Raw genomic sequence first — 22,555 nt, 5'->3', positions numbered from 1 at the left:
GTTTTGCGTCTTAGTCGGTGGCGCCTTCGAGGTTACCGACCATGAACCCGTAGTCGCCGCTATGGACGAGGTTGCGGGTGAGGTGCTGCATGATCATCACGCCATTGGCGAAGGGCGTCGGGATCTCTTCGAGCACTTCGAACGTGTAGGGGCTGACGACGCGACCGAGCAGCTGCCCGCCCTTGATGACTTCACCATTGGCCGGGGCCAGCGGTTCGAGCCAACCGCCCTGGCTCGGACGAATGCCGGCCAGTTCGTTGACGACGATCTGCTTTGGATTGGTCCACGGATCGCCCGGAATGGCGCCGATCGTCTTGAGCATGTTGAGCACGCCGTCGACGGTCTGCTTCACGTAGGGGGTCTGGTCGACGATGCCGCCGCCGAGCTCGATCACGGCAACCGGGATATTGCGGGTGTCGATGGTCACCGATTTGGTGGTGCCGCCGAAGACAGTGCCCTGCTTGTTCTCGACCGGACGGTAGAGGAGCTTGGAGCCAAAGGCGCGCGACAGACGCTCGTCGTTCCAGATGTAGACATAGTCGACGGTCGGACGATCAGTGCCCGAATGCAGGTCAATATGTACGTCGATGACATTGAGGAACTCATTGGTCATCGCATGGGCGAGCTGCTGGGAATAGGTGCCCTTGGGATTGCCGGGGAACTGGCGGTTGAGGTCGACCTTGTCGATGGTGGCAAAGCGCTCGTTGACCGCGAAGGCATAGGGATTGGCAACAGGCAGCAACAGGATGCGGCCCTTGAGGGGCTGGTCCTTGAGGGCGCGGTAGAGATCGAGAATGGCCTGGGAGCCGGTATTCTCATTGCCGTGGATGGAGGCGGAAATACCGATGGTGGGACCATCCTCTTCGCCGACCAGCTCGTGGATGAACAGCACTGCGTCGCTGCCATCGGCATGCGTCGTGAACTTGGGACGAAGCTGGTTGATGGATTTGACCATTCGAATATTCCTTTAGTTACTTTGCCTTGGCGGACTTGCCGCCGCCGCGAGAGAGCTGGCGGGGGTCGAGCACATCGCGCAGACCGTCGCCGAGTAGATTGAAGCCAAGCACCGTCACCATGATGGTCGCGCCCGAGACGATGGAGAGCCACGGCGCGTCACGCATGAAGCGGGTGCCATAGGCGAGGGTCCATCCCCAGGTCGGGGCCGGCGGCGGCAGGCCAAAGCCGAGGAAGCTCAATGCCGATTCCGAGATGATCGCGGTGCCAAGGCCGAGCGAGGCGAGGACGATGATCGGCCCGAGGGCATTGGGTAGGATTTCCTTGAAGATGACGCGCGCGGGGCTAGCGCCGAGGGCTTTCGCCGCCTGCACATAGTTCTGCTCGCGTAGCACCAGGGTCGTCGAGCGCACGACGCGGGCATATTCGGTCCAGGCGACGACGATGATGGCGAGCGCCACATTCATGATGCCCGGGCCAAGCACCGCGACGATGGCGAGGGCCAGCACGATGGCCGGGAAGCCGAGGAAGATGTCGGTGATGCGCATCAGGATCTGGTCGACCCAGCCGCCAAAATAGCCGGCGACGAGACCGACCACCGTGCCGATGATGGCCGAGGCGGTCACCGCGATGACGGCGATGGTCAGCGAGATGCGGGCGCCGAAGACGAGACGGGACCAGAGGTCGCGGCCGAAATTGTCGGTGCCGAGGATGTGCTCCATGGTCGGGCCATCGAAGCGATTGCGCATGTCCATCTGTTCGATGCCATGGGTCGCGACATAGGGCGCGAAAATGGCGAGGAGGATGATGGTCAGCGAGATCAGCGCGCCGACGACGAGCGAGACATTGGTGAAGGCTTTTGGCAAACGCATGGTCATCAACCCAACCGAATACGCGGGTCGACCGCTGCGTAGAGAAGATCCACCACCAGATTCACGAGCGCGAAGACGATGGCGAAGGTGAGCACGATGCCCTGGATCAGCGGCAGGTCACGCTGCGAGATGGCGGCGATGGTGAGCTGCCCGAGGCCGGGCCAGGCAAAGATGGACTCGGTGAGGACGGCGCCGCCGAGAAGCGCACCGAAGCGAAGGCCGATGACACTGAGCACCGGGAGGAGTGCATTGCGGAGCGCGTGGCGGATGACGACGCGGCCCTTGCGAAGACCCTTGGCATAGGCAGTGCGGACAAAGTCCTCACGCAGCACTTCGAGCATGGAGGCTCGAACGAGACGCGAGATGATGGCCGCCGAATTCGCCGCAAGCGCCAAAGCCGGCAAGGCGATGTGGCCGATGGAATCCCAGAGTACCTGCGGGCGGCCGGTGATGGCGGCGAGGAAGGCCTCGGGCAACGGCACGCCGCGGCCGATGGCGGGGAGCCAGCCGAGCTGCACGGCAAAGAGCAGCATCAGGAGGAGACCGAGCCAATAGACCGGCATGGAGACGCCGAGCTGTGCAAAGAGCATGGTCACCGTATCGACCCAGGAGCCTTGGCGAATGGCGGCCAGGACGCCCAGCGTCAGACCGATCAGGGTCGCAAGGATCAGGGCAACGACGGCGAGTTCGATGGTCGCGCCGAGGCGGCCGAGAATGATCTCGGAGACCGGCTGGTTCTGGAAGATCGAGCGGCCCATGTCGCCTTGCAGGAGAGAAGCAAAATAGTCCCAGAGGCGAATGTACCAGGGGTCGTTCAGCCCCAGGGTATTGCGCAGGGTTTCGATGGCTTCCGGCGTTGCGTCCTGGCCGAGGAGAACGGCGGCGGGATCGCCCGGGATAATGAGCAGCAGGCCAAAAGTGACCACCACCATGCCGATGGCCATGGGGATGAGCAGCAGGAGCCGGCGGATTACATAGGCTACCATTGGCTTTGCCTCTGCGGGACTGGGTTACGCTCAGCCAAGGATCACCTCATCGAGCTTGCGGGGGAACTTGGTGAGGCTATCGGGCCCCTGTCCGGTGACGAGAACGGTATCGGCAAGGCGGAAGCCGCCGAGGCCCGGCACGTAGAGGGCGGGTTCGGAAGAGCAGACCATGTTGGGGAGGAGCACGGTATCGTCGCCCCCTTCCACCCATGGCGGCTCGTGGAACATGACGCCCATGCCGTGGCCGACGCGATGGAGGCAGAATTCGCTGACGCCCTGTTCGCGAATGAAGCCGAGGGCGCGGTCGTCGGCAGAGGAACAGGTTGCCCCGGCGATCAGGCCCATCGTGCCGATGGCCTGGGCCTGCTGGGCAAGATTGTAGAAGCGTTCCTGCTCCTTGTTCGGCTCGCCCAGAATGAAGGTGCGCTCGCTTTCAGCGGCGCGCCCACCCACCCGGCAGCCGAGAGAAAGAATCATGCTTTCTCCCCGCTGCGGGCGGTGGCCGGTCGGCATTCCGTGAGGGACAGCGGAACGCAGGCCGGAATAGACAAGCCCACCGGCAATGCCCTGCACGAGCATGATGTCCTCGTGCTCGCGATACATGGTATCGAGCGCATGGCGGATGATGTGGGCTTCGATCTCGATTTCGGTCGGCATGGTCTTGCCGGTATGCAGCGCCTCGTCGATGACGGCGACGCCGGCGGCAACCATGGAGTCGGAAATGCGCGCAGCTTCGCGCTGCAGCACCAGTTCTTCCGGGCGCTTGGTGAGGCGCATTTTGCCCACGATGCCGGAGGTGCGCACCTTGGCATTGGGGAAGGCGGTTTCGATCTGGCCGACGCGGGCTAGGGAAATGCCAGGCGAATGCGCCACGGTGCCCCTGATGTCGCCGACAGTGCGGGCGAGCACGGCAAAGGGCCGGTCGCGGCCGGGAAATTCGAAATAGACGACGAGTTCGGCCGCGGTCTTCTGGTCGAGCGCGTGGTGACGCTCAAGCTCGGGGACCAGCAGATAGGCGTCGGTTTGCGTCAGCGCGAAAACGACGGGGCGCTCGGTGGTGTAGTGGGAAAAACCGGTCGTGTAGATGACGTCGTCATTGGAATCGAGCAGCAGCACGTCGACGCCGTCTTCGGCCATGCGCGCACGAATGTCGCGATGGACGGATGCGTAATAGTCGGCGCTGAGGCGCTGGGAGAAGGCCATGGCGATGTCCTTGGAGTGGGGCCGCAAGGCCGGCCGGCACCGAAGCGCCGGCCGGGATAGTCACGATCAGTCGGTGAAGCCGATCAGGCCGCGGAGATTGCCGCGCGGTGTGGCCTGCACTTCTTCGACCGGCAGGTCCTTGGCGTAGAACAGCTGATAGCCCTGAGCCGAGATGATGTAGTAGGGCAGCTCTTCGGCAAGGATCGTCGCGGCCTTCTGATAGGCGGCGGCGCGGCCGGCCTGATCGAGGGTCGAACGGCCTTCCTGAAGGAGCGCGTCAACTTCAGGGTTGGAATAACCACCCCAGTTGGTCGGGCCACCCGTCGAGAGCTGGGCGAACATCAGGCGATCGGGATCGACGATGTTGAGCCAGCCGAGGAGCGCGATCTGGTGCTTGCCCTGCTGCACATAATTGGTCGAGAAGGACGGCCAATCGCTGATCTGGGCAGTCGCCTTGACGCCGGCAGCTTCAAAGAGAGCCTGCAGGAATTCAACGCTCTGCACGCGGTTGGTGTCTTCGCTGTGGGTCGAGAGAACCACTTCGAGATCCTTGCCGTCCTTGTCGAGCACGCCATCGGCATTGCTGTCGGTCCAGCCCAGTTCGTTGAACTGTGCGATGGCCGCTTCGATGTCGAAGGTCGGCTGCGCGATGGTGTCGGAATAGGCCCAGGACGAGGGCAGGATGATCGAATGCGCTTCCTGATCGACGCCCTGGTAGATGTCGTTCACGATGGTTGCCTGATCGACGAGCTTGGCAAAGGCCTGGCGCATCTTCGGATCGGACAGCAGCGGATCCTTGACGTTGAAGTTGAGGTAATTCACGCCGAGGCCAGCGGTGACGACATTGCCGAAGCGGTCATTGGCCTTGAGGCGTTCAATATCCTGCGGGGCGAGCGGGGACTGGATGACGTCGAGATCGCCGGCCTCAAAGGCCTGCGAACGGGCCGAGTTGTCGCCGATGATTTTCAGCGTGACGTTCTCGATCGTCGGGGTGCCGCGCCAGTAGTTCTCGTTGGCTGCGAGGACGATTTCGCTGCCACGGTTCCACGACACGAGCTTCATCGGGCCGGCGCCAACCGGGTTGAGCGCGATGTCGGTGCCGCCTTCAACGAGGGCCTTGGGCACGATGCCGATATCGAGATAGGTGAGGAGCGGCGCGTAGGGCGCGGAGAGCGTGAATTTTACCGTCTGCGGATCGACGGCTTCGACAGCCGAGATCGGCGCATAGAGGGCGCGGCTCGGGGCGTTGAAGTCGGGATTGACCAGCGTCGTATAGGTATAGACCACGTCATCGGCGGTCAGCGGGCTGCCGTCCGAGAACTTCAGGTCCGGACGGAGCTTGAAGATAAAAGTCTGCGGATCGGGCGTTTCCCAGCTTTCGGCCAGGTCCGGCACCGGCTCGAGGCTCGGGGTGATGTGGACGAGGCCCGAATAGATCAGGTCAGCGGCGCGCGAGGCAGTCGTGTCGCGCATCAGGCGCGGATCGAGCGTACCGGCATCCACGTCCATCCCCACGATGAGCGTGTTGCTGTCCTGTGCGAAACCGGTCTGCACCGGCATGAGGCTCAGCGCTATCAAGGCGCTGGTCGTCAACAAAAACTTCTTCATTCCCTGTTCCCTTGCTGTGACTAATTAAGCGGATAGTCGGCCCGCTAGCTGACCACCCTTGGCGCGCCTGAGATCGGCAAGCCGCGGAGCCAGAATGGTGTCGAGAGCGCCGGTATCGGGCGCGTGGCGATATTCGAAACACTGGACGCCGGGCCGCACGAGCTGGGCTACATGATCGGCGCCCGAGGCGTAGACCACTGCGTCGGAGCCCTCGATGATCTCGCTGAGATCATCGGCGGACGACCAGGTGACGCGGATGTCGGAAATATGCGGGGCGAACTCGCGCACGCTGGGGCGCATGATCGCGATATATTCCTTGAAGTGGGTGATGGCAGCGACGCGGGCGCGGGAATCAAGACCCGCAAGGCTCTGCCGGGTGCGCTGCGAGGGGATGAAGCGAAGGCCCAGCACATCGCTGCCCTCGACCAACGCCCGCACTTCCGCTTCCCTGTGACTGAAGGTGAGGACGATGTCGGCAGCAAGGCAGGCCTGCCGTTGCGGGCCGTCATTGCGAATGCTGTCGAGCGTCACCAGTTCGATCTGATCATTGCTGGCGAGGGTCGGCCGGATTTCGTCGACATAGTCGCGACCCGGACCTTCGAAGATGCAGACAAAGACGATGTTGAGACCGGTGGCGGGGCGACGCATCTGCGCACCGGCATTGATCATCGACACCAGCGCCATGGATGAGACGCCAAGCGCTTCGGCCTTGGCGAGGATGGCTTCGATATCGCCGCGCAGCGCATTGATCGGCTGCCCGGAGGCCGCGACGGCCAGCGGATCGCGCGCCGTGAAGGCCCCGAGGCCAGCGCGCATCTCGATCAGACCCTCGTCGCGGAGCTGTTGATAGACCTGGCTGACGGTCATCGGCGCAATGCCGAGTTCGCTCGCCAACTGCCGGACCGATTGCAGCTTGGTGCCATAGGCCATGTCGCTGAAGGCCAGCATGTAGCTCAACAGCCCATGCAATTGCGTCCCGACCGGGACGGGAAGCGACTTGTCGATGCTGGACGCGTCTATCGTGAACATGTGTTCTACCACGTTGATACACTGACCGTAACCACGAGTTCCCAACACTGCAATAGGGCATGCAATTTTTTTGCACACGGTTTGATTTCGCCTGACGAATGTGCACAAATGCATGAAATCAGGCGAATTTTACCGGCTTTCGCGCCGGAACATCGTCGTTTGCGCGTCTTTTTCTGCGTCTTGAGGTGTACTAATGGAATATAGCAACCTGGGCCGAACGGGCCTGAAAGTGTCGCAGCTGGCATTGGGCTGCATGACCTTCGGCTCGCCAAACTGGGCCCCATGGGTGCTGGATGAAGCGGCGTCGCGGCCGATCATCGACAAGGCTGTGGACCTCGGGATCAACTTCTTCGATCTGGCGGATATGTATTCGGCGGGGGCGAGCGAAGAGGTGGTGGGCAAGGTGCTCTCGACGCGGAAGCGCCAAAACCTTGTGCTGGCGACAAAGCTCTACAACCCGATGAGCAGCGACCCCAATGACAGGGGCCTGTCGCGAAAGCATATTTTCGAGGCCGTGGACGGCAGCCTGAAGCGGCTCGGCACCGACTATATCGACCTCTATCAGCTGCACCGTTTCGACTACGGCACCCCGCTCGAAGAGACGCTGGATGCGCTCAACGACGTGGTTCGAGCCGGCAAGGTGCGCTATCTCGGCGCCTCCTCCATGCATGCCTGGCAATTCATGAAGGCGCTCGGCATGCAGCGCGCCAATGGCTGGGCGCCCTTCGTTTCCATGCAGCCGCACTACAACCTGATCTACCGCGAGGAAGAGCGCGAAATGCTGCCGCTCTGCCGCTCGGAAGGCATCGGCGTTATCCCCTGGAGCCCCCTCGCCCGCGGGCGCCTGGCGGCCCGCACGGATGCCGACACAACCCGCTCGCAGACCGACAAGACCGCTTCGGCGCTCTATGACCGTTCGCGCGAACAGGACGATGCCGTGGTTGCTGCCGTGCGTACGGTGGCCGAACGCCATGGCCGCCCACCGGCCCAGATTGCTTATGCCTGGGTCGCGACGCGTCCGGGGATCACTGCCCCCATCGTCGGTATTTCCAAGCTCCATCAATTCGATGATGCCGTGGCGGCGCTCGAGGTGAAACTCAGCGACGAGGATGTGGCGCTGATGGAAGCCCCTTACGAACCCAAGCCGGTTGCCGGTCACCAATAGGAGCTTTTGGCCATGCTGATTGGCAATGAACTGGCGGGCCTGACGGCCGGCATCGACGCGCTCTATCGCAGCACGCCGCGCAGCGATGGGTTTTTAGACAAGGAAGGCCTGATCCCGGTCGCCATGGCTGAGGTCGAGCCGACAAAACTGCGCGACTATGCCGAGGCGCGGGAACGGCTCGAAGCGCTGGCGGTGCGGAATGCTGGCGAGGCGGAAACACAGCTTCGTCGTGACTATGTCGATGAAATGATCGACTCGCTCCTGGCGCTGGTGACGACTTTTGAGGAAAAGCCGATCAGCTTTGCCGACCGTGTTCGGAGGCAAATCCGGGTTGAGACACAGCTCGTGCCCGACGGGGAGTTGGAAGGCTATCGCGGGACGATCCGCGAAAAGCTCGATGAGCTTGGCTATGCGGGCGGCAGCCTCACCGAGGATTTCAATCGCTGGGAAGCGCAGGCGCGGGTACCAAAGGAGGCAGTGCTCGCTGAGCTGAAGGCGCTGATCCTTGAGGGCCGCGAGCGGGTGACGGCAACCATGTATCCCATGGCGCACGAATGGATGGAGCCGGAGGGCGTTACGGCCGTGCCCTTCTCGGCCTATTGCGACTATCCCACGCGCAAAGTGCTGCTGAACCTCGATTTTCCTTATACGCGGTTTTCGCTAAAGCACCTCGCTACGCATGAAGTGTTTCCGGGACATCTCGTGCACATGAACTTGCGCGAACGCTATGTCGCCGAGGGCAAGATGCCGCTCGATGGGGCGCAGGTGGTGACGAGTTCGGCCAGCAGCGCGCTCTTCGAAGGCATTGCCGACAATGGCATGTTCTTCCTCGATTGGGTCGATGGCCCCGAGGATGAACTGGGCGTTGCCCTGCAGCGTCTGAGGAGTGCCATGCGCTGCAATGCGGCCTGGATGATGCATGCACAGGGGATGAGCCTTGATGAGATCGTGCCGATCATGGCCGACAAGGCGCTGCAGGACCCGGTGACGGCGCGCTCGCGTCTGGCCTTCCTCAGCCACAACCTCAGGGCGCCGTTCGTCTATGCCTATTATGGGGGCGACATGGCCGTGCACGAGGTCTGGAAGACGGTTGCGCCGGAAGAGCGCAAGGATTTTTGGGAGTTTCTCTACGACAATATGCACACGCCGACGACGCTGAAGAAATACTGGAAGGCATGAATAGGAAAGGCCGGCGAGACCCAAAAGTCTCGCCGGCCTTTCCCTTCAGGCGCCTGGAAGCGCTTTACTCTTCCGTCTGGCCGGTGAGGCTGAGGAGAAGCTGGAAGATGTTGATGAAGCTCAGATAGAGCGACAGGGCGCCCATGACGGCGAGCTTCTGGTTGGCTTCGGCGCCATTGTTCTCGGCGAACTGTTCCTTGATGGACTGGGTATCCCAGGCGGTGAGGCCGAGGAAGACGAGGATGCCGACCACCGAAACGATGAACTGCAGCATGCTCGAGCCGAGGAAGATGTTGACGATCGAGGCGATGACGACGCCGATCAGACCCATGATCAGGAACGAGCCGAACTTGGTCAGGTCGGTCTTGGTGGTATAGCCGTAAAGGCTCATCGCGCCGAACATGGCGGCCGAGATGAAAAAGGTGCGAGCAATGCTGGCGCCGGTGAAGACCAGGAAGATCGAGGCCATGGAGAGGCCCATCACGGCGCAGAAGGCCCAGAACATGGTCTGTGCGGCGCCGGCCGAGATCGAATTGACCTTGAACGAGAAGAACATCACGAAGGCGAGCGGGGCGAACATCACCACCCATTTGAGCGGCGAAGAGAAGATCGGCACATAGAGCGCCGGGGTCGAGCCGACGAAGAAGGCAACGAGGCCGGTGATGACGAGACCGAGGCCCATATAATTGTAGACGCGCAGCATGTGCTTGCGCAGGCCTTCATCGAAGGCGGCGCCGGACATGGTGGATGCCGGATTGCTCCAGCGCGATTGTGGCTGCAAAGCCATCGTCAGTCTCCGTCAGTATAGGGAATCGAAAAGGGAGCCGGCGGCGCGGGATACCTCGCCGGGCGGAGCGCTCGCAACGAGCGCATAGGCTATGTCGCCGAACTGCCAATAGGCGGTCGTTGTATCGTCGACATGGCGCGTGGAGGGACGCTCCACGATGAACTGGCCCGGCCGCGCCGCAAAGAGCGACACGGCACCGAGTTCGCCGGCATTGACGGCAAGCTCAACACTGGGGCCGAAATGGGAGGGGTAAACCTGCACGTCGGTCACCGACCAGCCTGCCGGCAGTTTGGGCATGCGGATGGCGGTTTCGGCGAGGAGTTCGGCCGGATCGTAATCGGTAACGCGCGGCTGCGAATGCATGCCGGCGCGGAGGGCCGTGATGTGATGGGCTTCGACCGCAGCGGTGACATATTCGGGGACGGCGCTGGAAGCCTGGGCCGGCAGGGTACCGATCTGGCTATGCGCGATCCAGCCGGCGCTGAGGAGGAAGGACGCAGCAGCGAGCGGACGGAGGCGGCGGAAGAACTGGCCACGATGGAGGCGCCCTTCGAGGCGCCGCGCGACATCGCTGGTGGCCGGCATGGGCGGGACTTCGTCGCCGGCAAGGGCGAGGCGCAGCTCGTCGCGCATACGCAGATCGGTCATGACCTGAGCCGCCACGTCGGGATGCTGGGAGAGCCAGTACTCGATTTCGATACGGCGCGAGACGTCGAGCTGGTCGTCGACATAGGCCGCCAGTTCCAGGGGGTCGACTGTTTCAATGTTCCGCATCATTCGCCTCCTTTGATCAGTCTCAGTGCCGGTCCGCTTTCCCAGCGCCGCAGGGCTTCCCGTCCGCGCGAAATGCGCGACATCACCGTTCCGGCCGGCACGCCCAGCACCGCGGCCGCCTCCTCGTAGCTGAGGCCTTCGATGGTCACCAGATGCATAGCCTCGCGCTGCTCGTCGGGCAGCGTGTCGAAGGCACGGCGCACCTGAATGAGCCGGACGCTGTCGAGCTGGTTGGGCGGCAGCGTTTCTGCGGTCTGTGCGGCAAAATCCCGATCGCGGGCCGCGGCGCTCTTGCCGGAACGGATGCGGTCGATGTGCAGGTTGTGCACGATGGACATCAGCCAGCCGCGGAGATTGCCCGCAGGATTGTAGGTGACACTACGCTCCATGGCACGCACCAACGCATCATGCACGAGATCCTCGGCATCGGTCGGATGCCGCGTCAGGCTCAGCGCATAGCGCCGCAGAGCCGGAAGCTCGTTCATGACCTCGGATTTGTGGGGTTTTGGCGGGACCATAAGCTATATACGGACAAAACCGCCCAGCGCTTCCATGCGGAAAGCAAAAATCTTGGCCGCTGCACCACAACCCCGGTGAGAGACCTATAGTTTGTCGTCACCGCCGGGCTTGTCCCGGTGGTCCATGCGGAGGCGAGATGGATTGCCGGGACAAGCCCGGCAATGACGATGGAAGAGAGACGGTGCCCTAAGCCGAGGCCAACTGAGCCTCGGGCGCTGGTTCGCAGACGCCGGGTTCGAAGAGGTCGAGGAGCTGGCCGGCATAGAGATCGAGATCGATCGTCGCGTCATGCGCCCATTGCAGAAGGCCGCTTTCGAGGGCGCCGGAAATGGCTGTGGCGACAACGCCGGGATCGAAAGATCTGAAGGCGCCGCGATCCTGCCCCGCGGTCAGGGTGCCGACGAGCCAGTCCTTCTGCTCACGCCAGACGGCGAGGTGGTCGGAGACTTCCGAGCCCCCTGCCCTTGTGGACGCCAGATGGCGCAGGGCCAGCACTTCGGCGCGGTGTTTTCGCACATAGGTCAGGTGGCCGGTGACGAAGGCGGAGACGCGCTGCCATTCATCGTCGAGCGCTTCGGCATCGGCAATGACGGCGGCCACCATGCGCTCCCGGACGCTGGCAAGGACGGCATCGAAGAGACCGTCCTTGCTGGCGAAATAGTAGCAGATGATGCCCTTGGCGACTTTGGCCTCGGACGCCACCCGCGAGAGCGAGGTGCCGGCAACGCCATCGCGCACCAGCACCGTGATCGTGCAATCGATGATGTGCCTGCGTCGCTGTGCTTCGAGGGACTTCATCTTTTGCCTGGCCTCGCTCAGGCGACCTTGGAGATGTCTGGAACAGCGTCCAGGAGCATTCTCGTATAGTCGGCCTGTGGACTGTCGAAGATCGCGTCTGTCGGCCCGCGCTCGACGAGAACCCCGTTGTGGAGCACGCCCACCGAGGTCGACATCTGGCGCACGACGGCGAGGTTGTGGCTGATGAGGAGATAGGTGAGCCCGAATTCGGACTGCAATTCGCTCATCAGGTCCAGCACCTGCGCCTGCACCGAGACGTCGAGCGCCGAGGTCGGCTCGTCGCAGACGATGAATTCGGGCTGGCTCGACAGGGCCCGGGCAATGGCGATGCGCTGGCGCTGACCGCCCGAGAACTCATGCGGGAATTTACGCATGACGGAGGGATCGAGGCGCACCTTGTTGAGCAATTCGGCGACCCGATGCTCGACTTCGGTCTTGTTGCGCGCGAGCCCGAGCGTGCGCATGGGCTCGGCGATGATGTCCTTGACCCGCCAGCGCGGATTGAGGCTGGCATAGGGGTCCTGGAAAATCATCTGTACGCGCTTGCGGCGTTCCTGATGGCCAACGCCGCCAGCCCAGATATCGTGGCCATCGACGGTGATATGGCCCGAGGATGGACGCACGAGGCCAACAATCATCTTGGCGCAGGTCGACTTGCCCGAGCCGCTTTCGCCCACAAGGCCAAAGGTCTGGCCCTTGGGGATCGAGAAGCTGACATCGCTGACGGCCCGGAACATTTCGACCTTGCCGGGCAGGAGCTTTGTGAAGCTGCCGCGGCCGAGCTCGAAATCGCGGACGAGGTTTTTGACCTGCACATAGGCGCTGTCGTCATTGGCGGGTGCCGCCACGGCGATCTGACCCTCCTTGCGCTCGATGGTCGGGATCGAGTCGATGAGTTTCACCGTATAGGGCTCGCGCGGGCGGCGGATGATGTCGCCCACCGTGCCGGTCTCGACCACCTTGCCGTGATGCATCACCACCAGCCGGTCGGCGGTCTGGGCGATGACACCCATGTCGTGGGTGATGAGCATCACCGCGGCGCCATGATTGATGCAGAGCTTTTTCAGCACCTTGATGATCTGGGCCTGCACCGAGACGTCGAGGGCCGAGGTCGGTTCGTCGGCAATGATCAGTTCGGGCTCGGCGGCGATGGCAAGGGCGATGACCACACGCTGCCGCATGCCGCCCGAGAACTGGTGCGGATAGGAGTCGATGCGCTCGGCCGCCTTGGGAATGCCGGCCTCGGTGAGAAGATCGATGGCCTTCTGCCGCGCTTCGTCCTCGCTAAGAGGCAGGTGCGTGCGGATGGTCTGGATCAGCTGTTGGCCCACCGTATAGAGCGGGTTGAGGCTCGTCAGCGGGTCCTGAAACACCATGCCGATGCGCTTGCCGCGCAGCTTGGCCTTCTCGGGCTCGTCAAGATTGTCGATGCGCTCGCCCTTGAGACGGATTTCACCGCTCGAAATGCGGCCGGGCCGCTCGATAAGGCCGATGACGGCTGACCCCGTCATCGACTTGCCGGCGCCCGATTCCCCGACAACGCCGACGACTTCGCCGGGCATGATGTCGAAGGAGACACCGTCCACCGCGCGGAAAACCTCGTCATGGAACGGGAAGTCGACGACGAGATTTCTAATGGAAAGAACAGGTGTGGTCATCAGCGCAACTTCGGATTGAGGGCGTCGCGCAGCCAGTCACCCAGCAGGTTGACCGAGAGCGCCAGCAGCACCAGCGTGATGGCGGGGAAGAGCAGGATCCACCACTCTCCGGAGAAGAGGAATTGCTGGCCGATACGGATCAGCGTTCCCAATGAGGGCTGGGTCGGGGGGACGCCGACGCCGAGATAGCTCAGCGTTGCTTCCTCGATGATCGCAAGGGCGAGGCCAATGGTGCCGATGACCAGCACTGGACCGACGACATTGGGCAGCACATGGCGAAGAAGAATGATGAACGGATTGACGCCGAGAATGCGCGCTGCCGCCACATAATCCTTCTGCCGCTCGACCATGGTTGCGCCGCGCACGGTGCGGGCGAACTGCGCCCAATTGGCAAGGCCAATGGCGAGAATAAGAACCCAGATGGCCGCGCCTTCCTGCTGGTTGGGCGGAATGATGCCGCGGGCAACACCGAAGATCAGGAGGGCAATGAGGATGGCGGGGAACGAGAGCTGCACATCGGCGACGCGCATGATCACGGCATCGACGAGACCGCCGACATAGCCGGCGACGAGCCCGAGCCCGACACCCATGACCATGGCAAAGAGTGTCGCCATGGCGCCGACGAAGAGGGAAACGCGAAGACCATGCATGATGGTCGAAAGCACGTCGCGGCCCTGATTGTCGGTGCCGAGCGCAAAATAGCTGCCCGCCATCGAGGTCGAATTGGGCGGTGTAAAACCGTCCATGAGGTTGAGAGTCGCCGGATTGAACGGATTGTAGGGCGCGAGCCAGGGCGCAAAGACCGCCATGACAACAAGCAGGAATGCGACAATGGAGGCGACCACCGTCACCGGCGAGCGGCGATAGGACCAGACCATGTCGGAGCGGAGGAAGGTCTTCCAGCGCGACGTCTTGGCAGCGGATACCGGCTGCTCGGGGGAATGGGGCAGATCGGTCACGATGCTACCTCCCGGATTTGGCGCCGTCGCGCAGGCGCGGATCGACGATGAAATAGAGGATGTCGACGATGAGGTTGATGATCACAAAAACCAGCGCGACGAAGACGAGATAGGCGGCCATGACAGGGACGTCGACCGCGGCCACGGAATTGACGAAGAGCGAACCGACTCCCGGCCACTGGAACACCGTCTCGGTGATGATAGCGAAGGCGATGACGGAGCCGAGTTGCAGGCCGGTTATGGTGATCACCGGCACCATGGTGTTTTTCAGCGCATGGCCGAAATTGATCGCCCGCGAGCTGAGACCGCGGGCCCTCGCGAAGCGGATATAGTCGGTGCGGAGCACTTCCATCATTTCCGCGCGCACGAGGCGCATGATCAGCGTTAGCTGGAAGAGCGACAGGGTGATGGCGGGCAGGATCAACGAGCGCAGGCCCGACTGGGTGAGAAGACCCGTGCGCCACCAGCCGATCTGGATGACCTCGCCGCGCCCGAAGGACGGCAGCCATTTCAGCTCGACGGCGAAGATGTAGATCAGCCCGATGCCGATGAGGAAGGTGGGGAGCGACACGCCGATCAGCGACAGGGTCATGATGACACCGGTCGAAAAGGCGCGCTGCTTGAGGGCGGTATAGACGCCGAGAAAGACACCGAAGACGAGCGCGATGATCGAGGAGGCGACGGCCAACTCGATGGTTGCCGGCAGGCGTTCGAGGATCAGCTGGCTGACCGGCTGCTGCAGGCGATAGGACACGCCGAACTGGCCCTGCAGGGCGTTGACCACGAAGTGGTAGAACTGGACGTAGAAGGGCTGGTTGAGCCCGAGGCGTTCGCGCGCCTCTTCATAGTCGGCCATGGTCGCATCCTGACTGAGCAGGTTGGCCAGGGGATCGCCGACATAGCGGAAGACAAGGAAGGCAATAAACGCCACGACAAGCATGACGAAGACGGACTGAAGCAGCCGTCGGGCGATAAAGGCAAGCATGGGCGCCCCTCAAAAGGCGGGCCGCCGCGAGAGCATACAACTCCACGCGGCGGCCCGGTATTTCAGCGCTTTACTCGAAGGTGACCGTGGTCATGTTCGGCTGGTTTTCCGGCTGAACCGGCAGCGTCACACCCGAGCGCATTGCATAGGCCAGCACCTGATTGTGCACCGGCAGCAGCACGCGGTCGGACTTCACGGTGTCCCAGATTTCGGCGACGCTCGCGTCACGCTTGGCCTGGTCGCTCTCGGTACCGAGGGCGACGATCTTCGCGTCGAGTTCGGGGTTGGTATAGAGGCCGACATTGTAGGTGCCGTGCGTTTCGGTCTTGGAGTGAACCAGATCGTTGAACACATAGGCGCTGTCGAAGGTCGGAACGCCCCAGCCGAGGAGGTAGAAGTCGCTCTCGTTGGCAAGGATGATCGGGGAGTGTTCGGCAACCGGACGCGAGGCCAGGGTCACCTGAATGCCGATCTGTCCGAGCATGCCGACATAGGCGGTCGAGATCGCTTCGTCGTTGACATAGCGGTTGTTCGGCGTGTCGAGGGTGACGGTAAAACCATCGGCGTAGCCGGCTTCGGCCATCAGGGCCTTGGCCTTTTCGACGTCGGGAGCCGGGTAAGCATTGAGCTCTTCGGTCCAGCCAGCGACGAAGGGCGGGTTGGGGATACCGGTCGGGATCGACTGGCCGCGCATCACAATCTTCTGGATGGCGTCGCGATCGAGCACCAGCTCCATGGCTTCACGCACCAGCGGATTATTGAAGGGGTTGCTGTCGGTGATGTTGGACGACTTCAGCGGCGCATCGCCGAACTTGTAGCCGAAGTAGATGAAGCGGTTTTCCGGGCCCGTTTCGACCTTGAACCCGTCGGTGGAGGAAAGGCGCTCGATATCCTGCGGCGGCACGTCCTGGACGATGTCGACTTCACCCGAGAGCAGCGCCGAGATACGGGTCTGCGCATCGGCAATGGTCAGGTATTCGACGCCGGTCACGGCCGGAGCTTCGCCCCACCATTCCGGGTTCAGGGCCAACACGGTCTTCACGTCGACTTCACGTGACACCAGCGTATAGGGACCGGTGCCATTGGTGTTGAGCACCGCGTGGTTGGTGGCGCCGCTGGCAAAATCCTGGACCACGGCGAGGTCGTTCTCGTCGGCCCAGGTCTTGTCCATGATGAAGGTATTGGTGAGATTGTTCGGGTAGATGAGCGAAGGCCCAGCCATCTGGAACTCGACGGTATAGTCGTCGACCGCAGTCACGCCTTCCACCACGGAATGCAGCTGCTTCATGTTCGAGAATTCGCTCTTGGCGCGGGTGATCGAATAGACCACGTCCTCGGCGGTGAAGTCGGCGCCGTTGTGGAATTTGACGCCCTCGCGCAGCTTGAACACCCAGACGGTGTCGTCGCCTTCCTTGAGTGCCCATTCGGTAGCGAGGCGCGGCGTCAGGGTGCCGGCATTGTCGCGGCCAACCAGCGTCTCATAGATGTGGTGGGCCAGCGTGTGCGTATTGCCCTGGTTCTGCGAATGCGGGTCCAGCGTGAGCGCATCCGATGAGCGGGCCCAGCGGATGGTCTCGGCATTGGCCACACCGGCGAGCATGGTCGAAGCGACAAGCGCTGCGGCAATGCGAGTCAGTGAAGTGTGCATTAGCGTTCTCTCCGTTCCTGAATAGCGCCTTCTCGAAATAGATGTTTGGAAGGCTTGGGCCACACGAAAGCCCAATTTTATCAGGAGCGCAATTGCACAAACCCGAGCGCAATAGTCACAACCCCACCACAAAGCTGTTATAAACACCAAGCCGAACGTATTTTACGAAATCAGTTCAGCTTTCTATTGGCGAAAGTTGCGAAAAATACATGACGTGCTGGTTCGCACGTCATGTATACGGATGGAAGATGGAATTTCTTCCACGCACCCAGAAAAATTCTCCCCGGCGGGTCGGCATCGCGGTTTGGCAGGGGCCCTCAGCCACCACTGCCGGGGCGCCTCTTGAGCGCTCATCGCGCTGTTGGGTCTGGCTTTTCTCCTGTTCTTCCCGCTACCCTCACAACGCCGAAGCAAGGACTTTAGGCAGCAGGCCGCCCAAAAGACCTTGAACAAGGCCCGGCGGTTCAGGAGAGAGTAGATGAATCAGATCGACCTTAACGGCCAGGTGGCCGTCATCACCGGCGGCGCACAGGGCCTGGGATTTGCCATGGCCAAGCGCATTCTCGATTCCGGTGCCAAGGTCAGCCTTTGGGACCGCGACGAAGAGACCCTGGCAAGGGCGGTAGGTGCACTGGGCACCGGCGCATCGAGCCTGGTGGTGGATATCACTGATCTCGATGGGCTGGTCGAGGCGCATGCGCGGGTCGAGGCGGAGGTCGGCGGAGTGTCGATCCTGGTCAATTCGGCGGGTGTTGCGGGGAGCAATGCCAGCCTTGATCAATATGATCCGGACGAATGGCGGCGGGTGGTCGAGATCAATCTCAACGGCACATTCTACGTCAACAAGGCCGTCGTTCCTGCGATGAAGGCGCGCAACTACGGGCGCATCGTCAATATCTCCTCGGTGGCCGGCAAGGAAGGAAACCCCAATCTTTCAGCCTATTCGGCGGCCAAGGCAGGCGTAATCGGGCTGACCAAATCGCTGGGCAAGGAACTGGCGGGCTATGACATCGCGGTCAATGCCATCACCCCGGCCACGGCCAAGACCCGGATTCTGGATACCCTGACGGACGAATTCATCCAGTACATGCTGACCCGGATTCCACGGGGAAGGTTCCTTGAAGTCGATGAGGCGGCCGCAATGGTGGCCTGGCTCGTCTCCAGGGAGAACAGCTTTACCACTGCCTCCGTCTTCGACCTCTCGGGCGGACGGTGCACCTATTGAGGTGATTGCAGGGCTGACGTCGGGCATTTGATCTGCCCGATTCTCGCCATGGTTGGCCGAAAGTGCGGCGTCCGCTGGCCTCGGAGCTGCCTATTTCACCGGGAAATGGCGCCTGATTGCGATAAATTCTTAGGGAGGGGCGAGCAGTTTACGCCCAGCCCTCGTCGCCATGACCGAACGGTAAACAAATTTTCATAAATCGGCCCCGTTTCAAGTTCTATTTTTACACGATGCAGTGATCAGTAATCGCTGCCCCGCGGCCCGCACAACCCTAATTCAATGTGGTCGATGTTGTGCGGCTACTTCAAGTTACACTTGCGTAACATTCTATCTTTTAAACGTCAGCGCTGCTTGAGCAGGAGACTGACTGCTAAAGCACGCACGGGGTATCATGCAGGTACTTTCTATTCTATCCGAGCCGACCTTTATCAAGGGCGGTATTCGCATCATACACTTCATCGGTCTGGCCCTTGGACTCGGCACGGCTACCTTCCTCGATCTGATGATCGTCCGCTTCATGCTGCGCAGCAAAATCCGCCAGTCTCAAGCAGATGCATTCCACTTCGGCACGCGGGTCGTGACCGTTGGGCTCATCTTGCTGTGGATCAGCGGACTGGGGTTTTTGGCCTATTATGGAGCCTTCGATCCGGAAAAACTGGCCAACCCAAAAATCTGGGCCAAGGTGAGCATCGTCGCAGTCCTCACGGTCAATGCCGTCTATCTGCACCGGGCCGTGCTGCCTTTGGTCGACCAGCAGGTATCGCGCACACTGTTCGATGGCCTCAGCCTGCGCCAGCGCGTGCTGATGCTGATCGGCGGAGCCACTTCGGCCACCTGCTGGTATGTGCCGGTGGCCCTGGGCAGCATTCCGCAGTTCAACAACAGCCTGCCGGCTAACCAGCTTTGGGCCCTGTTCTGCGCCCTCTTGATCACAACCAATGCCCTGGCCATTACCGCCTTCTTCAGCATCGAGGCACTGATGCGCTGGCGTCAGGGTCGGGGGCAGGAAGTCGGCGCGTCTGACCGGCCTTCGGCAGCCTGACCGAGCCTCAACTTTTGCCAATGAATAGTCCGGTCGGGTTCTCCCGCCCGGACTGTTCTATTCCTCCCGGAAGGCGCGGGCGACCTGATCGGCCATGGGCTGGGTGAGATAGGTGAGAATGCTTCGGTCCTGGGTTTTGATGAACACTTCGGTCGGCATGCCGGGCAGCAGTTCCAGCTCGCCCAACTTGGCCAGCTCGGTGTCCGCCAAACGAATGCGCGACAGATAATAGGTTTGACCCGATTGTCCGTCGCTGATGCGATCCGCCGAAATCTGGGTGATCTCCCCGTGAAGGTCTGGCGTCGTGCGGAGAGAGAAGGATGAGAGGCGCACCATCGCCTCCTGTCCGATCGTCAACTGGTCAATATCCTGGGGCGATACGCGCGCCTCGATGATCAGATCGTCATTGTCAGGCACGACCAGCATCAGCGTTTCGCCCGGCGCGACGACGCCACCGACCGTATGAACCGCCAATTGGTGGATGAAACCTGCCTGCGGCGCCCTGATGGTCACACGCTGCAACTGGTCGAGCGCCGTGACGCGTCGCTGCTCGAGTTCACTCAGCTGGGCATCAATCTCGCGCAATTCCTTGGTGACTTCGCTTTGCAGCACGTCGTCGATCTGGGCGATTTCGAGACGTGTCTGGCTGATGCGACCGCGGATCATGGCAATGGTGGCGATCATCTGCCCCTGGGACCCTTCGAGTTCAGCTAGGCGCCGTTCGATCTCGGCGACGCGAGCGGCCGTGACCAGGTTTTCCTCGCGCAGCGCCGCAACGTTTTCGAGCTCCGCTCGATATGACACGAGGAGCCGTCCGAGCGCGGCCAACTGGGCCTCGTTGCCGACCACTTCCTGCTCGGATTGCAAAATTTGCTCGCTCAGCTGCGCCTTCTGTCCCTCGCGCGCGATGCGCCGCGTTTCCATCAGATCGGCTTCCCCCGCCATGATATTGGCGAGCCGGGGATCGGTCCGATCAAGGGTGGGCGGATAGTCGACCCCTTCGGCGAAGGCCTGTTCGGCCAGGAGGCGGGCCCTGCGCACCGTCAGTTCCGAAATGGCGTCGGAAACCATGGCAAGGCTGGCCTGCGGCACTGTCGCGTCGAGTTGGGCGAGGATATCGCCATTGGCCACAAGCTGTCCGTCGCGCACCCGCAATTCGCTGACAATGCCGCCGGTTGGATGCTGCACGCGTTTGACGCTGGAATCGACGACCACGCTGCCGGCCGTCACGATCGCACCCGAAATCTCAACCATGGCCGCCCAGGCGCCGACACCCAGGACCAGGAGCAGGGTGACGAGGCCGCCCGTGAGCAGCAGATGGCGCATCGACCTGCGGGCGCGAGAGGGGGAAGCCGTCATGCTGCGCTCCCTCCCTGATGGTGCCGTTCGGGGTGGATTGGGGTGGATACGTCCTGACGCAGGATTTCCCTGATCACCTCCTCCTTCGGGCCGAAGGCACGCTGACGGCCATCGGCAAGGACCAGCACCTGATCGAGGCCCACCAGCGCGCTCGGGCGATGGGCCACCACAATGGCGATACCATTGCGCTTGCGAATGGCCAGCAGTGTCTGTGCCAGGGCCTCCTCGCCTTCCGCATCGAGGCTGGAACTGGGTTCATCGAGGACCACGAGGAACGGGTCGCCATAGATTGCCCGGGCAAGGGCGATGCGCTGGCGCTGCCCGCCCGACAGTTTGGCGCCCGATTCCCCGATCTGGGTTTCATAGCCATCGGGCAGCTGGGTAATGAGGTTGTGAACGCCGGCGGACTTTGCGGCGGCAATGGTCGCCTGTGGATCGGCGTCCTGGTGGAAACGGGCAATATTCTGCGCCACGGTTCCGGCGAAAAGCTCCACATCCTGCGGCAGATAGCCGATATGCCGCCCAAGCGTTTCCTGCGACCACTGGTCGATGGTGGCGCCATCAAACCGTATGCTCCCGAGGCGCCCAGGCCAGACGCCGACCAGGGCCCGTGCCAGCGACGATTTTCCTGAGCCGCTGCGGCCGATAATGCCCAAGCCTGATCCCGCCGACAGCGTGAAACTGATGCCGTGAAGGGCCAGGACATCCGTACCGGGCGGCGACAAGGAGAGAGCGTTGACGGTGACCATGCCCGTCGGCGGCGGCAGCGGATAGGGATCGCTCTCTGCGGGTACTTCGCTCAACAGCGTTGCGAGCCGCCGCCAGCTTTGCCGGGCGGCGATAAAATTCTTCCAGTTGGCGGTCGCCAGTTCCACGGGCGCGAGAGCGCGGGCGACGAGGATCGAGCTGGCGATGATCACGCCCGGCGACGCCTCGCCCACAATGACGAGATAAGCGCCGAGCGCCAGCACGCCCGACTGCAGGACCATCCGCATCATCCTTGTGATGGCGCTGAGCGTGCCGGTGAGATCGGTGGCGCGCTCCTGGGCCCTCAGCAGTTTGTCGCTGGTTTGGCCCCAGATACGCGTGAGCGGGCGCAGCATGCCCATGGAGACAAGGACTTCGGCATTGCGGCGGCTGGATTCGCTGACGATATTGCGCTGCGCGGCATGCCCCATGGCAAGGCGCGCCGGTTTCTGGCCCAGGGCCTCGGCCAGAATTGTCAGGACCAACAGCAGGGCCGCACCACATAGGGCCGCAATCCCGAGCCAGGGATGAAAGGCGTAGCAGACCAGCACATAGAGCGGCATCCAGGGCAGGTCGAACAGGGCGCCGGGACCGGCGCCGGAGAGGAAGGAACGGATCTGCTCGAGGTCGCGCAGCGGCTGCCCGCCATCATTGGCGGCGCTCCGGCTGATGGTTGAGCGCACCATCGCATCATAGGTGCGTTCGGAAAGGGTTTCATCGAGCGCGGCGCCGACACGGCCGAGCAGGCGGCCGCGGATGATTTCGAGCAGCCCCTGGAAGGCGAAGAGGACCAGCACGATGGCCGAGAGGCCGACCAGGGTAGCGATGCTGCGGCTGGGCAGGATGCGGTCATAAACCTGCAGCATGAACATGGAGCCGTTCAGCATCAGCAAGTTGATGATCATGCTGAAGACGAAGGCGCCCAGGAAGGCGTTTCGCGACTTGACGAGAACGCCATTGAGTTCGGAGGCGCCCCGCGCTGCGTGTCTTTGAGCGGAAGTCGACATGATAGCTCGCCCTCATCGGTCCGGCACGTCGATTTTTTGGGGGGCGGATAC

20 protein-coding genes are annotated in these 22,555 nt (G+C 62.3%); 4 read left to right on the top strand and 16 right to left on the bottom strand.

Annotated features, from left to right (window positions below; genetic code table 11):
• Positions 1-10 precede the first annotated feature (10 nt).
• The 6 genes from ACSQ2A_RS09075 to ACSQ2A_RS09050 form a co-directional block, all read right to left on the bottom strand.
• Entirely contained in the window at positions 11-955 is a 945-nt protein-coding gene (locus tag ACSQ2A_RS09075) for a succinylglutamate desuccinylase/aspartoacylase family protein (RefSeq protein WP_295415461.1), read from the bottom strand.
• 16 nt (positions 956-971) lie between these two features.
• The gene (locus ACSQ2A_RS09070) at positions 972-1,832 is read right to left on the bottom strand and encodes an ABC transporter permease (RefSeq protein ID WP_436071937.1); all 861 of its coding nucleotides are present in this window, start codon (positions 1,830-1,832) and stop codon (positions 972-974) included.
• Entirely contained in the window at positions 1,832-2,812 is a 981-nt protein-coding gene (locus ACSQ2A_RS09065) for an ABC transporter permease (protein WP_295415463.1), read from the bottom strand. The genes ACSQ2A_RS09070 and ACSQ2A_RS09065 overlap by 1 nt, the downstream gene beginning before the upstream one ends.
• A gap of 30 nt (positions 2,813-2,842) precedes the next feature.
• Positions 2,843-4,015, bottom strand: coding sequence for a M24 family metallopeptidase (locus ACSQ2A_RS09060; protein WP_436071936.1), 1,173 nt, complete (start codon positions 4,013-4,015; stop codon positions 2,843-2,845).
• A 66-nt stretch (positions 4,016-4,081) separates the two neighbouring features.
• Positions 4,082-5,623, bottom strand: coding sequence for an ABC transporter substrate-binding protein (locus ACSQ2A_RS09055; protein WP_436071935.1), 1,542 nt, complete (start codon positions 5,621-5,623; stop codon positions 4,082-4,084).
• A gap of 24 nt (positions 5,624-5,647) precedes the next feature.
• Positions 5,648-6,652, bottom strand: coding sequence for a GntR family transcriptional regulator (locus ACSQ2A_RS09050; RefSeq protein ID WP_291419669.1), 1,005 nt, complete (start codon positions 6,650-6,652; stop codon positions 5,648-5,650).
• Between the two features lie 193 nt (positions 6,653-6,845).
• Here ACSQ2A_RS09050 and ACSQ2A_RS09045 point away from each other — a divergent pair, with 193 nt between their 5' ends.
• Positions 6,846-7,817, top strand: a complete 972-nt coding sequence (locus tag ACSQ2A_RS09045) for an aldo/keto reductase (RefSeq protein WP_436071934.1) — start codon at positions 6,846-6,848, stop codon at positions 7,815-7,817.
• A gap of 12 nt (positions 7,818-7,829) precedes the next feature.
• Complete coding sequence (locus ACSQ2A_RS09040; protein WP_436071933.1) at positions 7,830-8,996, top strand: hypothetical protein; 1,167 nt, start codon at positions 7,830-7,832, stop codon at positions 8,994-8,996.
• 64 nt (positions 8,997-9,060) lie between these two features.
• Here the strand turns inward: ACSQ2A_RS09040 and ACSQ2A_RS09035 are convergent, their stop codons facing one another.
• The 8 genes from ACSQ2A_RS09035 to ACSQ2A_RS09000 form a co-directional block, all read right to left on the bottom strand.
• Positions 9,061-9,783, bottom strand: coding sequence for a Bax inhibitor-1/YccA family protein (locus ACSQ2A_RS09035; RefSeq protein ID WP_436071932.1), 723 nt, complete (start codon positions 9,781-9,783; stop codon positions 9,061-9,063).
• A 12-nt stretch (positions 9,784-9,795) separates the two neighbouring features.
• Complete coding sequence (locus ACSQ2A_RS09030; protein WP_436071931.1) at positions 9,796-10,557, bottom strand: anti-sigma factor family protein; 762 nt, start codon at positions 10,555-10,557, stop codon at positions 9,796-9,798.
• The gene (locus tag ACSQ2A_RS09025; protein ID WP_436071930.1) at positions 10,557-11,075 is read right to left on the bottom strand and encodes a sigma-70 family RNA polymerase sigma factor; all 519 of its coding nucleotides are present in this window, start codon (positions 11,073-11,075) and stop codon (positions 10,557-10,559) included. The genes ACSQ2A_RS09030 and ACSQ2A_RS09025 overlap by 1 nt, the downstream gene beginning before the upstream one ends.
• 187 nt (positions 11,076-11,262) lie before the next feature.
• The gene (locus ACSQ2A_RS09020) at positions 11,263-11,874 is read right to left on the bottom strand and encodes a TetR/AcrR family transcriptional regulator (RefSeq protein WP_436071929.1); all 612 of its coding nucleotides are present in this window, start codon (positions 11,872-11,874) and stop codon (positions 11,263-11,265) included.
• 17 nt (positions 11,875-11,891) lie between these two features.
• A complete protein-coding gene (locus ACSQ2A_RS09015) occupies positions 11,892-13,532 on the bottom strand; it encodes an ABC transporter ATP-binding protein (RefSeq protein ID WP_436071928.1) in 1,641 nt (546 codons plus the stop codon).
• Positions 13,532-14,410 (bottom strand): ABC transporter permease, encoded by an 879-nt coding sequence (locus ACSQ2A_RS09010; protein ID WP_436072276.1) that lies wholly within the window; start codon positions 14,408-14,410, stop codon positions 13,532-13,534. The genes ACSQ2A_RS09015 and ACSQ2A_RS09010 overlap by 1 nt, the downstream gene beginning before the upstream one ends.
• Positions 14,411-14,495: 85 nt before the next feature.
• The gene (locus ACSQ2A_RS09005) at positions 14,496-15,476 is read right to left on the bottom strand and encodes an ABC transporter permease (RefSeq protein ID WP_436071927.1); all 981 of its coding nucleotides are present in this window, start codon (positions 15,474-15,476) and stop codon (positions 14,496-14,498) included.
• 70 nt (positions 15,477-15,546) lie between these two features.
• Positions 15,547-17,124 carry an ABC transporter substrate-binding protein gene (locus ACSQ2A_RS09000; RefSeq protein ID WP_436071926.1) on the bottom strand — a complete coding sequence of 526 codons (1,578 nt, stop codon included), beginning with the start codon at positions 17,122-17,124 and terminating at the stop codon, positions 15,547-15,549.
• 478 nt (positions 17,125-17,602) lie between these two features.
• Between ACSQ2A_RS09000 and ACSQ2A_RS08995 the strand changes: the two genes are divergently transcribed.
• Both ACSQ2A_RS08995 and ACSQ2A_RS08990 read left to right on the top strand, forming a co-directional pair.
• Positions 17,603-18,349, top strand: coding sequence for an SDR family NAD(P)-dependent oxidoreductase (locus tag ACSQ2A_RS08995; protein WP_436071925.1), 747 nt, complete (start codon positions 17,603-17,605; stop codon positions 18,347-18,349).
• A 391-nt stretch (positions 18,350-18,740) separates the two neighbouring features.
• Positions 18,741-19,391, top strand: a complete 651-nt coding sequence (locus ACSQ2A_RS08990) for a hypothetical protein (RefSeq protein WP_436071924.1) — start codon at positions 18,741-18,743, stop codon at positions 19,389-19,391.
• Between the two features lie 57 nt (positions 19,392-19,448).
• Here ACSQ2A_RS08990 and ACSQ2A_RS08985 read toward each other — a convergent pair whose 3' ends face one another.
• Positions 19,449-20,750 (bottom strand): HlyD family type I secretion periplasmic adaptor subunit, encoded by a 1,302-nt coding sequence (locus ACSQ2A_RS08985; protein ID WP_436071923.1) that lies wholly within the window; start codon positions 20,748-20,750, stop codon positions 19,449-19,451.
• Entirely contained in the window at positions 20,747-22,504 is a 1,758-nt protein-coding gene (locus tag ACSQ2A_RS08980) for a type I secretion system permease/ATPase (RefSeq protein ID WP_436071922.1), read from the bottom strand. Before ACSQ2A_RS08980 ends, ACSQ2A_RS08985 begins: the two co-directional genes overlap by 4 nt.
• Positions 22,505-22,555 lie beyond the last annotated feature (51 nt).

It is taken from the genome of Devosia sp. LjRoot3, assembly GCF_964252865.1.
GTDB lineage: Bacteria > Pseudomonadota > Alphaproteobacteria > Rhizobiales > Devosiaceae > Devosia.
The sequence above is the reverse complement of the archived record's forward strand: the minus strand, read 5'-3'. Positions and strand labels throughout refer to the sequence as shown.

Bases quoted from the DNA above. Each gene is read 5' to 3' on its own strand.
- ACSQ2A_RS09075 (WP_295415461.1), bottom strand. From the start codon at position 955: ATGGTCAAATCCATCAACCAGCTTCGTCCCAAGTTCACGACGCATGCC.
- ACSQ2A_RS09070 (WP_436071937.1), bottom strand. From the start codon at position 1,832: ATGACCATGCGTTTGCCAAAAGCCTTCACCAATGTCTCGCTCGTCGTC.
- ACSQ2A_RS09065 (WP_295415463.1), bottom strand. From the start codon at position 2,812: ATGGTAGCCTATGTAATCCGCCGGCTCCTGCTGCTCATCCCCATGGCC.
- ACSQ2A_RS09060 (WP_436071936.1), bottom strand. From the start codon at position 4,015: ATGGCCTTCTCCCAGCGCCTCAGCGCCGACTATTACGCATCCGTCCAT.
- ACSQ2A_RS09055 (WP_436071935.1), bottom strand. From the start codon at position 5,623: ATGAAGAAGTTTTTGTTGACGACCAGCGCCTTGATAGCGCTGAGCCTC.
- ACSQ2A_RS09050 (WP_291419669.1), bottom strand. From the start codon at position 6,652: ATGTTCACGATAGACGCGTCCAGCATCGACAAGTCGCTTCCCGTCCCG.
- ACSQ2A_RS09045 (WP_436071934.1), top strand. From the start codon at position 6,846: ATGGAATATAGCAACCTGGGCCGAACGGGCCTGAAAGTGTCGCAGCTG.
- ACSQ2A_RS09040 (WP_436071933.1), top strand. From the start codon at position 7,830: ATGCTGATTGGCAATGAACTGGCGGGCCTGACGGCCGGCATCGACGCG.
- ACSQ2A_RS09035 (WP_436071932.1), bottom strand. From the start codon at position 9,783: ATGGCTTTGCAGCCACAATCGCGCTGGAGCAATCCGGCATCCACCATG.
- ACSQ2A_RS09030 (WP_436071931.1), bottom strand. From the start codon at position 10,557: ATGCGGAACATTGAAACAGTCGACCCCCTGGAACTGGCGGCCTATGTC.
- ACSQ2A_RS09025 (WP_436071930.1), bottom strand. From the start codon at position 11,075: ATGGTCCCGCCAAAACCCCACAAATCCGAGGTCATGAACGAGCTTCCG.
- ACSQ2A_RS09020 (WP_436071929.1), bottom strand. From the start codon at position 11,874: ATGAAGTCCCTCGAAGCACAGCGACGCAGGCACATCATCGATTGCACG.
- ACSQ2A_RS09015 (WP_436071928.1), bottom strand. From the start codon at position 13,532: ATGACCACACCTGTTCTTTCCATTAGAAATCTCGTCGTCGACTTCCCG.
- ACSQ2A_RS09010 (WP_436072276.1), bottom strand. From the start codon at position 14,410: ATGGTCTGGTCCTATCGCCGCTCGCCGGTGACGGTGGTCGCCTCCATT.
- ACSQ2A_RS09005 (WP_436071927.1), bottom strand. From the start codon at position 15,476: ATGCTTGCCTTTATCGCCCGACGGCTGCTTCAGTCCGTCTTCGTCATG.
- ACSQ2A_RS09000 (WP_436071926.1), bottom strand. From the start codon at position 17,124: ATGCACACTTCACTGACTCGCATTGCCGCAGCGCTTGTCGCTTCGACC.
- ACSQ2A_RS08995 (WP_436071925.1), top strand. From the start codon at position 17,603: ATGAATCAGATCGACCTTAACGGCCAGGTGGCCGTCATCACCGGCGGC.
- ACSQ2A_RS08990 (WP_436071924.1), top strand. From the start codon at position 18,741: ATGCAGGTACTTTCTATTCTATCCGAGCCGACCTTTATCAAGGGCGGT.
- ACSQ2A_RS08985 (WP_436071923.1), bottom strand. From the start codon at position 20,750: ATGACGGCTTCCCCCTCTCGCGCCCGCAGGTCGATGCGCCATCTGCTG.
- ACSQ2A_RS08980 (WP_436071922.1), bottom strand. From the start codon at position 22,504: ATGTCGACTTCCGCTCAAAGACACGCAGCGCGGGGCGCCTCCGAACTC.